Raw genomic sequence first — 10,844 nt, 5'->3', positions numbered from 1 at the left:
TTCTGTTGATAATATCAAAAATTGAAATTTCAATTTGAGAATTAAGACAATCCGAAAGTAAGAAATTGATTTACCTTTCAGAGCTGGAGCTTCACCCGAAAAATTGAAATCTTTATATATTTTGTATAAAATATAATAAGTTTCTCTTAATAATATATTTAGTTTTTTAGATTTACAAATATCAACCACATCATTTAATAAATTTATTGCTTCTGTATTTCTTCCTACTAAAATACATAACTTTGCCCATTCCACCATAGCAGAGCATTTTTCGTATATTAGTCCTTTTTTATCTGAAAAATCATATGATTTAATTAATTCCTGTTCAGCAACATCATATTCATTAAGTTTTATATATGCCATTCCTTTTAATTTGTACATTTCACTTGTACCGGTACTAATATTTGCATGTTCTTTAATTCTTGACACTTCTTCTATATACGCAAGGGCTACTTCAGGATTACCCACATTTATTTCTACCTCAGCGAGTGACAATTTACAAGAAACACGCTGTTCACTAGTAAGCTCAAAACCCATTATTTCAATGCTATTAAACAATTCCTTGGCATTTTTAAAATAATTCATCTGTATATAATTAATACCTGTATTAATAAGCAATATTGTTAGAGCGTCTTTTTCATTAATTTCTTCGGAAAGAGAAATGCCTTTTAAACCCCACTCATTCGCAAGTTTAAATTGTCCTATTTGGCAATACACATTTGTCAAACCATTGCATGCATATATTATTCCGATACTATCCTCTGTATTTTCAAAAATATCATGTGAATTTAAAAAATTTTCTGCAGCCTCATCATAATTTGATGTATTAAAATTATACCAACCTAGATAATATAATGCCCATGCTCTTGTTTTATAAAGCTTATTTTCATCTGAAAATATCAATAATCCATCAACCAATTTTTTAAGCTCATTTAAATTATTATGCAAAAATTTAACAGCTACATCTTTAAAAAGTTTAACGTTATCTTCATTTTCTTTAAGTTTACCAAGCTCACCTGCATACTTAAGCTGAAAATCCATGATTTCACTCCTGACATTGCAATATTACAAACAAAATTATTATATTAAAATTCCGACACATCATATATTATATCTAAAACGATACATTGTCAAATAAAAAGCATAATTTAAAAGATAACCTCATAATCACTCATAAGGTTATCTTAAATACTAACGTATATGTTTATTTATTGTATTCAGATTATGCACTTTTTATGTTATTAAGATTTTGATATCTAGTCTGGATATCCATTAACTCTTTTGATGATTTCTTAAATTTCATAGGTCTTACATATTCAGCAGCTGCAGGATCTTCTTCTAATGTCATAATCGAAATTCCTAAATAAGCAAATGAAACTGATACAATTGGACTTAACAGATTGAAGAATGCATATGGTATATATGATAATGTTGGAACTCCTAAGAATGTCGACATAGTAGCTCCACATGTATTCCATGGAACTAATGCTGATGTAACTGTACCTGAATCCTCTAAGATACGAGATAAGTTTCTTGGAGCCAATCCTCTCTCACGATAAGTGTCTTTGAACATTTTTCCCGGTAATGCCAATGCTAAATATTGGTCTCCGCAAAGAATATTTACAAACAAACAAGTTACTGCAGTTACAAGAACTAAAGAACCTGTACTCTTTGCTAAAATCAAAAGTTTATTTGCAATAACAGCCATCATGCCAGTTTTTTCAAGAACACCGCCAAATGTCAACGCACACATAATCAAAGAAATAGTCCACATCATACTCTGCAAACCACCACGAGTCAATAAATTATCTACCATTTCATGACCAGTTTCAGAAACTGCTCCATAATTAGATACATCTAGTATTAAACCAAAATCTCCGCCTTGGTATACTGTTGCAATTGCTCCAAGAATACAGCCGATTATTAAGCCCGGTATTGCAGGAACTTTCATTGCAACCATGACAATTACTATAACAGGAACTAATAAAAGAATTGGGTTTATTGTGTAAATGCTTGATATCGCTTCAATAATTGCATTAATTTCTGTTGTATCAAGCACAGACCCTCTGTATTGTAATCCTAAAATTACAAAAATAACTAATGTAATACCATAAGATACAGTTGTTGTATAGAGCATGTGTTTAATGTGGTCAAACAACTGTGATCCTGCCATAGCAGGTGCCAAATTTGTTGTGTCAGACAATGGTGAAATTTTATCACCAAAGTATGCTCCTGATATAATTGCTCCAGCTGCCAAAGGAAGAGACACACCCAGACCCTGAGCAACACCTATAAGAGCAACTCCAACTGTACCGGCTGTAGTCCATGAACTTCCTGTTGCTAAAGATACTACACTGCACAGCAGTAAAGATGCGGCCAGGAAAAATGTCGGCGATAATATTTTTAAACCATAAACAATCATTGTTGGAACTATTCCGCCAGCTATCCAAGTACCTATTAATATACCGATTATTGCAAGTATTAATATAGCTTGCATCGTACTGCTGATAGAATCAACGATACCATCTTCAATTTCTTTCCAAGTAAAACCTAGACTAAATATTGCTATTGCTGAAGCTACAATTGCCCCAAGTATAATAGGAATATGAACATCTGCTCCATATACTATTATCGAGAAAGCTAACAAGCCTACCGTTACTGCTACCGGGATGATAGAAATTAATAATGTCGGTTCTTTTTTTTGCTTTGTACCCTTATTCATAATTCTCCTCCATAGATATTGTACGTACAGCTATATCATTCCAAAAGGATAGTACCCATTTCAACCCAATTATAAATACAATAATAACGTTATCCTTTTAAGTTTAAATTAACCATACGCAACTATTTTGCTCCAAACGTACCTGAAACACCGCCCAAATGTAAAAGAATACGTTTTTCCCATAATAAAATTTTAACACACAATTGAATATTTGTAAACAAGAATTTATTTATTATATTAATAAATAATCGATTTATATATAAATATTCAACAATAAAATCGCACATTTTAGACAAAAAAATCAGAATTTTTCAATTCTGATTTTTTATTATACATTTTAAAATATATTGTTTTTGTATTGTATGTATAAAGCTCTGATTTCCGACATTTTTTCATTCATTTGTTTTTGAAGATCTGATGCTGTGTCGTAATCACTTTCATTTAGAGCTGTTTTTATTTTTGTAAATATACATTTTTTTGTCATGCTGTCTTTCATGAGCTTTGATTTCAGATACACAATTTTTTCCCAATTTACCACATCAAGATCTGTCGCGTAGTTTTGCTCATCATGCAATTTTACAAAAGTTTTTAATAACATAATATTGTCATGAATTATTCTGCCTTTAAGCTCATTTTTCCATTTTTGTGATGTTGATTCTTTGAAGGATTTTATCAAATCATCTGTGAAAACATCACCTTTTTTTAAAACCTGCTGTTTTAAATCATTGTTAGCAAATCCATTTAAATTTTCCCAAACCGTAGCCGGTGCTATACCGTAGAGTCTATTTCTTTCTTCTTCAGAATAACGTTCGAAAACATCTTCTTCACTTCTGTATTCCCTAAATTTCTCTAAATAAATACCTTCATCACCATATTTTTTAGATATTTCTTTTTCCAAATCATCAGAGGTCATACCTGCTTGCGTTACTTTTAATATGCCATCTAACATCGCTTGATATGATGCAGCAATAACCAGGTATGTATTTGAATATGGGTTTGGTGACCTTAATTCAAATCTTGTAGCAAGCGGACTGTTTGTGTCTCTTATTACTCCAACCAATACTGAACGGTTTCTTGAAGGCGATTCCTTAGTTCCCCCCAATGATGTAACCGTACATATAGGAGCTTCAAATCCGGGCTTCAATCTGTTGAAAGCATCATTAGTAGCTGTTACAATAGGATTTATAACTTCATAATTTTTTAAGATGCCCATCAGAGCACCATATCCAATTTCGCTTAAGTATTGTTTCTTCATGTCAATTGGGGCAAACAAATTAACTCTTCTACCATTTTTAAGTTTTACTGCCGCACCTAAATGAACATGTTCTCCGTTTCCTGCAACACCTTCAATAGGTTTTGCTTTGAACATAACTTCCAATCCGTGGTGTCTGAATAAATCTTCAATTAATTCTCTTATAAAGATCTCGTTATCTGCAGTCTGAAGAGAATTTGAAAATCTCCAATCTATTTCAAGCTGTTCCATTACATGAGTAATTCTTCCTTTGGAATCTATTCTGTTTGCAATTCCGCCTACTTCTTTGTGAGCCATCTCAGGTTTTAAATCATAGCATTCAAGTTGATCCATTATTTTTTCAAGAACAGTTCTTACAGTACCCATTGTTCTTTTCCAATATTGTTCTTTCAAAACCTGTGAAGTATGAAGTTCTTCGAAATCAGCACTTTGTTCAGGAGTTTTCACCCACATTTCAAGTTCAGTTGCTGATGTCAAAATAACTTCTTCTAAATCATCATATTTAAATCCCAAAGAATCGCAAATATTTGAATTGCTGCTAAGCAATACTTTTATTTCTTCCTTGAAATTTAAAGTTGCTCTTTTAAGGATTGATCTAGAACATACCTGTTTCCCGCTGTGTATAATAAAAGATGGAATTTTCAACGTTCCTACCTGAAATCCATTTTCATCATTATAATATTCATAATTGTAATCAACAAACCACACGCAATCTATATCAGGTAAAATATCAACTTTTGCATCGCTTAAATCAGCTATGCCTTGAAGTTCAACGCTTGATCCATCTGTCTGTATACCATATTTCAACATATCTTCCATGTCTTTTAGAAATAATTTTATCGGTATTTTTTCATCGGTTCCATTGCCCCCAATGTCAACACCCATAAAAGATACAAACTGAATTTCTGGATGCTCTTCAAGTATTTTTGTCAAATCTTGTATACTATGGTGTTCAGGCTTTATGGTGTATATCATTTTGCTCATATGTTCCTCCTTGTTTTCTTATGGTTTGTATTCTAGCACATGAATAAAACCATTGCAAGAAAAAAAGTATACTTTTCAATAATTTTTAACCTTGCTGACGAACTATTTAAAAAAGTTCTGTATTGTCGTTCGTGTTTTATTCGCTGCAAATGTTTATTAACTCAGAAGGCTCTGATATGAGAAAGTTAGGCTTATTCTTTCTAAGGCTTTCCACTGTATTATATCCCCAGCTTACTGACACAACATCTATTCCTGCATTTTTGGCAGCGTGAATATCTCTTATTTCATCACCTACATAAAGAACTTCATTATTTTTTAGTTTTTCTTTTTTCATAATTCTTCTCATTTTAGATTCTTTGCCAAACATAGAAGCACTTGCAATGAAATCGAAAATACCTACATTGTATTTTTCCAAAAACATTTCTACATTGGTTTTTGAATTTGTTGTAATAATTGCAGTTTTTATTCCCATATCTTTTAGTCTTATAACTGTTTCAATAATATCACTTTTGCAAGGTTTAACATTTTTCATATCTTGTGTTAAAAGGTTTTTACCCCTCTTAAGCAGGAATGGCAAATATCTTTTTTTCAGCTCAACGTATGCTATTAACTCCTTGGCGCTCATCTTCTTAATATGGCCCAATTCATCTATGGTAATATTTCTTAAATTATATTTTTCAGCCAACTTTTGATATATTACAAAATTAACCTCCTCAGTATCAGCAAGAGTTCCATCAAAATCAAAAAATACATATTTATATCTCACCATCATTCATCCTCTTCCTCATTTGCCACATAAGAAAGCATAACAAAACCAAATACACTCTCTGTATGCATTTTAAATATATATTATTTTTTAAAAAAACTCCTGTAAGGGAGTTTTCTACAAAGATTTCATTATTTTACTGCAACCATTTTTTATAAATCTCATATATTCATCTTCTTCGATAAGCCGAGGATAAATGATATCAGAAGTTTTGTCTCTCAATAATTCTTGGATTTTTTCTATAGATTTTTTAATGTTTACACCATTTATTTCTTTTAAATTAATTTTAAAATCAAACTTATTTATATTATTAGTGTATTTTTCAAAAAAATTGTTTATTGCTTTATAATCATAGCATTTTAGTGTATTTTTAACAGCAGCACCCAGCTCTTCGTCGCTTAATTCTAAATTATTATGTATAGTGAGTTTGCTTGCATTAAATTTATAATATTCATCAAACCACAAATGGCAATAGTATCCCAAAACAAATGATTTTTGTACAATATTCAGTGTTTTAAAGTTGAATTGTTCATAAAATTCCCTTACATCAATGTTCCCATCTTCATCAAAACTATGCAATTCCTCAAAATCATCTTCGTTTATTGTATCCGGGAAAACAATACCAATTATAAAACTTGGTATGTCAATTTCATCCTCAACATTTTCTATAAAAATTTTACCAAAGTGCATGTTAGTACTTATTGATGGCATTTGTTTATAATACTCCTTTTTGAATACTTCTCGCTAATTATATCAAATTTATAACAATTTGTACAGTATTATTTAGACAAAACTATTTGCGGAGGATCAGTAATCACTCCTGTTTTTGCATTTACAAACGCCAACCAATATCCATTTTCTTTGTTATTTTCTTTACTTCCGTATGACCAATTTTTAAATCCTGTTATTCCCTTATAAGGCTGTTCCTCTTTTGTAAATTCTCCTGGAACTCCATAAATAAATTTAACTATATCATCATTTTCCTTATATATGCCAAAAATATAGTGGCCATATCTTTTCATAAGACTGTTGCATGTTGTTACACGATTTGACATTGGATAAGGATAATAAGAACTTACGATTTGATTGTAATATGGCAAAAACCCATTTTTTATACCTGTCTCGTCATATGGTATATACCACCAATAAAAATTTTTAATTTTTACTGACAGAGGTTCAACAGTCTTGTAATCTTTCAAAGTATTATACAAATTTTCATGAAGTTTATTTTTACATTCGAGCAATTCCACAGAATCGTTATTAGTTTGTATTTCTTCAAAATTCTCTCTTGTTTCTTTTGTTCCTGTTGTTTCTTTTGTTGCTGTTGTCTCTCTTGTTTCTTTTGTTTCTTCATTTTCTTGATTTTTAATTTCCTGTATTTTTCCCATTTTCAATACATCTTCAAATTTATTGATTGCATTTGAAAATTCATTTGTATCTTCCCCTGATTCATCAAGTTTTTTAATGATGTCTAAACTTGTAGGATTAAACAAGTTGGAATAAAGAACTATTTTACCGCTTTTTACAACTGCACATATATTGTAATCCTCAATAGCATTGTTGCTTTCAAAGGTAAGTATTTTTTTAATCATACCTTTTTTATTGTTGATGTCTCCAAGTTTTAATTTATTTAATTTATCCTTATACAAATAAACTTCACTTGTTGATTTTATATCTCCTAAATTTTCGACAGATACTATTACATTTCCTCTTATTCCCCTTATATCTAGGCGCACATATCCCCTAGCTTTGTCATTCTTATTAACTGACTCAAAGAATTTCATCACTCTATAATTTTTATTATTCATATATACCTCCTACAACTATTACCTGTTATCTATTTATATGCTGCAATTTTTATATAATTACAGTTTTATACAAGCATTATGTTATAGGAGTTTAGCTATATCATATAGAGAGCTCAAAACAAGCCAATTTTGTGGAAAGTACCTCATTACATTCCAAATACCCGTACCTTCAAAATCATATTCAGTAATTAAATTCAACTTTTCTTGAATGCTTCTGGCATCTTCAAACCATACTCTGTGCTGTCTGCCTTGGTTGTCATAATATATGAAAAACGGAGCTTTTGAAACTTCATCATACTGTATATTTGCTCCAACAGTTGAGGCAAGTTTAACTGCTTCCACATTTGATACAGAATCTGCTTTTGATACACCTTGCACAAAAGGCATAATAAAATCATACCCATAGTTTGGAATACCCATGTAAATTTTATCTCTATCTATTTCAGTTACTGCATAATCTAATACTTCTCTCACTCTGTCAATTGGGGCAACCGCCATAGCGGGTCCGTAGGTATATCCCCACTCATATGTCATAAGAAGAACTTTATTTGATGCATCACCAATAACCGGATAGTCATGAGCTTCATAAAGAAGTCCTTCCTGCGTTGATGAAATTTTTGGCGCTAAAGCTGTAAATACTTGAAATCCCTCTGCATTGAGTCTGGTAGTTATTTTTTTTATAAAATTTGCAAATGCTTCTCTGTCTTCAGGCAGTACATATTCAAAATCTATATCCAAGCCATAATATTGTTTCTCTTTTAATGTTTTCAAAACATTTTCTATTAAATTATTTTGAATGTTTTCATTATTTAATATAACATGAGCTAATTCATTGCTGAATGTTCCTTCTTCTGTCAATGTAGAAATAAGCATAAGTGGAGCAACTCCATAATCTCTAGCTATTTTTATTAATTCCTCATCTTCTATGTCAATTAATTCTCCTTCATTGGTAATGCCATAAGTAAACAATGTCAAATAAGTTAAATACGGCAGTGTTTTCATAAGAACATCCCTGTCTATATTAGGATACGCATACCCATTAACGAAAATCGGCCCCCTTTTTTGTCCTTTTGTTGTTATGGTTACTTGATCTCCTGGAAATATTGCATTTGCAAAACCAATAAAAGGATTATTCTGCAGTAATTTTACAGTAGTAGTGTTGTACTGCTTTGCAATGCTCTCAAGAGTATCACTAGGCTGAACAACATGAACCTGGTCTGGCTGCAGAATAACAATAGTCTGACCTGGCACAACTATATTTGGGTTTTCAATCTCATTATCGATAATAATTTTTTGTGGTGATACACCATATGTTCTTGCAATAGTATATATACTTTCACCTGGCTGTACAACATGAATTATCATATATATAATCTCCTTTCTTTTCATGATATTATATGCATAATGTTTTTAATTGTTATTATTGAGCTTATGAGGACGTACCGTCCTTTGCAATCCTGGTTTTTTATATAATAGGAAGAAAACTTTACTATTATACAAAAAAGCATACTATAAGAAATCTTATAATATGCTCATTTGAAATAGTATCAAATTTAATTATACACTGAACAGTATTTCGCCGTAAGTCGGGAATGGCCAATATTTTTTTGCTGTATTTGTTTCAAGTTCATCTATTACTGCTCTCAATTCCTGCATTGCCGTAAATATGTGGCTTCTGCTGAAATCTGCACACTCGATAGAACTTGCAAAATTCTTTACTTCCAACAGCTTATTTTCAAGCAATTCTGTTTTGTTGTAAAGTGAATTAGTAAGCAATGAAAGTTTGTAAATAAGTGCTTTTTCTGTATCACAATCAATTTCAGGAATAAAAGCGTTTTTTGAATTTGCAGTATCGCTTAATTCTTTAATATATGAAGTAACTGCAGGAATCAAATCTTTTTTAACTATATCAATCATAGTCAGTGCTTCTATGCTTATTTCTTTGCAATATTCTTCAAGAACAATTTCTGTTCTGGAATAAATTTCTTTATCTGACAACACTTTGAATTTCTCGAATAATGTTATGTTTTTATCCGCTGTAAAGTATGGCAATGATTCAGGTGTAGATTTCAAATTTAAAAGTCCTCTTTTTTCTGCTTCAACAACCCATTCATCTGTATAGTTATTGCCGTTGAAAATAATTCTTTTATGATTTTTTATAGTTTCCTTCAATAATGCATTGAGCTCTTTTGTAAAATCTTCTGCTTTTTCAAGAATATCAGCAAACTGTGACAATTCCTCTGCAACTATTGTATTCAGCACCATGTTAGGTCCGGCTATTGATAATTTTGAACCAACCATTCTGAATTCAAATTTATTGCCAGTGAAAGCAAAAGGTGATGTACGGTTTCTGTCTGTTGTATCCATTGGAAATACAGGAATAGCGTCAACTCCTACAGCCATTTCTCTTTTATATTGTTTATCATAGACTGTTTCTCCTTCGATTGACTCCAGCACATCTGTAAGTTCATCTCCAAGGAAAATTGATATTATAGCAGGAGGTGCCTCATTGCCTCCAAGTCTGTGGTCGTTGCCGGCTGTTGAAACAGAAACCTTGAGCAAATCCTGGTATTCATCCACTGCTTTAATTGTAGCGCAAAGAAATAATAAAAATCTTGCATTATCATAAGGAGATTTTCCCGGTTCTAATAGATTTACTCCATCATTTGTTGAAAGAGACCAGTTGTTGTGCTTGCCGCTTCCATTTATTCCTGCAAATGGTTTTTCATGAAGCAAACAAAACAAACCATGTTTATCTGCAACACGTTTAAGCATTTCCATTGTAAGCTGATTATGGTCGCAAGCTACATTTGTATTTGTAAATATAGGTGCAAGCTCATGCTGAGCAGGTGCAACTTCATTGTGCTCTGTTCTTGCAAGAATGCCAAGTTTCCACAATTCATCGTTAAGTTCCTTCATAAATGCAGATACTCTCGGTCTTATTGCCCCAAAATAATGATCTTCAAGCTCCTGTCCTTTTAGAGGCTTTGCCCCAAACAAAGTTCTTCCTGTAAATACAATATCTCTACGTTTTTTATATATTTCTTTATCAATTAAAAAATATTCCTGTTCCGGTCCTACAGTTGTAATTACTCTTGTAGTCTGAGTATCACCAAACAGTTTAAATATACGAAGAGCTTGTTCGTTAAGAACCTCCATTGAACGAAGAAGAGGTGTTTTCTTGTCAAGCACTTCTCCGCCATAAGAACAGAATGCAGTAGGTATGCATAAAACAGAATCCTTTATAAAGGCATACGAAGTTGGATCCCAGGCTGTATAACCCCTAGCTTCAAATGTTGAGCGAAGTCCTCC

General features: G+C 31.7%; 8 protein-coding genes. All 8 read right to left on the bottom strand.

Features of this window, described 5'->3' with window-relative positions:
- A partial coding sequence (locus SA378_RS03590; protein WP_318524617.1) for a hypothetical protein occupies window positions 1-1,041 on the bottom strand: 1,041 nt, incomplete at its 3' end.
- Between the two features lie 181 nt (window positions 1,042-1,222).
- Window positions 1,223-2,722, bottom strand: coding sequence for a Na+/H+ antiporter NhaC (gene nhaC / locus SA378_RS03585; RefSeq protein ID WP_318524616.1), 1,500 nt, complete (start codon window positions 2,720-2,722; stop codon window positions 1,223-1,225).
- A 337-nt stretch (window positions 2,723-3,059) separates the two neighbouring features.
- Window positions 3,060-4,958 carry a glutamine synthetase gene (locus SA378_RS03580; protein ID WP_318524615.1) on the bottom strand — a complete coding sequence of 633 codons (1,899 nt, stop codon included), beginning with the start codon at window positions 4,956-4,958 and terminating at the stop codon, window positions 3,060-3,062.
- A gap of 136 nt (window positions 4,959-5,094) precedes the next feature.
- Window positions 5,095-5,730 (bottom strand): HAD-IA family hydrolase, encoded by a 636-nt coding sequence (locus SA378_RS03575; protein ID WP_318524614.1) that lies wholly within the window; start codon window positions 5,728-5,730, stop codon window positions 5,095-5,097.
- Between the two features lie 111 nt (window positions 5,731-5,841).
- Window positions 5,842-6,435: a hypothetical protein gene (locus tag SA378_RS03570; protein ID WP_318524613.1), complete on the bottom strand. Its 594-nt coding sequence runs from the start codon at window positions 6,433-6,435 to the stop codon at window positions 5,842-5,844.
- 68 nt (window positions 6,436-6,503) lie between these two features.
- Complete coding sequence (locus SA378_RS03565) at window positions 6,504-7,532, bottom strand: hypothetical protein (RefSeq protein ID WP_318524612.1); 1,029 nt, start codon at window positions 7,530-7,532, stop codon at window positions 6,504-6,506.
- An 81-nt stretch (window positions 7,533-7,613) separates the two neighbouring features.
- Complete coding sequence (locus SA378_RS03560; RefSeq protein WP_318524611.1) at window positions 7,614-8,897, bottom strand: glycosyl hydrolase family 18 protein; 1,284 nt, start codon at window positions 8,895-8,897, stop codon at window positions 7,614-7,616.
- A gap of 192 nt (window positions 8,898-9,089) precedes the next feature.
- The coding region (locus SA378_RS03555) for a glutamine synthetase III (protein ID WP_318524610.1) at window positions 9,090-10,844 on the bottom strand (1,755 nt) is incomplete at its 5' end.

Source organism: Sedimentibacter sp. (genome assembly GCF_033447055.1).
In the GTDB taxonomy this organism is placed as follows: domain Bacteria; phylum Bacillota; class Clostridia; order Tissierellales; family Sedimentibacteraceae; genus Sedimentibacter.
The sequence above is the reverse complement of the archived record's forward strand: the minus strand, read 5'-3'. Positions and strand labels throughout refer to the sequence as shown.